Source organism: Pseudomonas sp. B40(2017) (genome assembly GCF_002112855.1).
GTDB classification, from domain to species: domain Bacteria; phylum Pseudomonadota; class Gammaproteobacteria; order Pseudomonadales; family Pseudomonadaceae; genus Aquipseudomonas; species Aquipseudomonas pharyngis.
On record NZ_NEIT01000015.1, the window covers coordinates 1 to 658 of the forward strand.

1 protein-coding gene and 1 pseudogene are annotated in these 658 nt (G+C 62.6%); one reads left to right on the forward strand and one right to left on the reverse strand.

Going from position 1 to position 658, the window contains the following annotated elements; all coding sequences use genetic code 11:
* Nucleotides 1-205 (forward strand): LysR substrate-binding domain-containing protein (locus tag CAF76_RS28305; protein ID WP_256579673.1); only part of this gene is annotated, 205 nt, incomplete at its 5' end.
* 126 nt (nucleotides 206-331) lie between these two features.
* Here the strand turns inward: CAF76_RS28305 and CAF76_RS28950 are convergent.
* Nucleotides 332-658, reverse strand: a pseudogene (locus CAF76_RS28950) (hypothetical protein); the annotation flags it as partial.

The following is a 658-nucleotide window of genomic DNA, read 5'->3' on the forward strand; positions in this document are numbered from 1 at the left end:
GGGGATGGGGATTACCTATCTGCCGACGTTCATCGTTGGCGCGGCGTTGAAGGATGGTCGGCTGGTGCCGGTGCTGGACGAGTTTCGGCCGGAGCCGCTGACGTTGTCGGCGGTGTACCCGCAGCATCGCCAGGCGTCGCGGCCGGTGCAGGCGTTGATCGAGTTTTTGCGCGAGCGGCTGGATCAGACAAAAGGCGTTTTGTAGGCGCTACAAAAAATTGTGGGAGCGGGCTTGCTCGCGAAAGCGGTGGGTCAGTCAATACAGGAGTGACGGACCTGACGTTTTCGCGAGCAAGCCCGCTCCCACAGGGGTAGGGCATTTCAAAGTGATTTAGTTGGCGCGCTTGTCATCGCCAGGCTCGCCGCCGACATGCACACCGCGATCATCGCCCGGTTGGCCGGCTGCATGCAGGCCATGGTCATCACCGATTTCACCGGCACGATGTACGCCATGGTCGTCGCCGATTTCACCAGCGCGATGCACACCGTGGTCATCCCCGATCTCTCCAGCGCGATGCACGCCGTGGTCATCCCCGATCTCTCCGGACCGATGCACACCATGGTCGTCGCCGGGTTCAGAATGCGTGCCGCTGCGACCGGATGACGCCGTGTTGCCGGAATGGCTCGAGCCGTGGTCACTGCCGCTGTGGCCACTGTT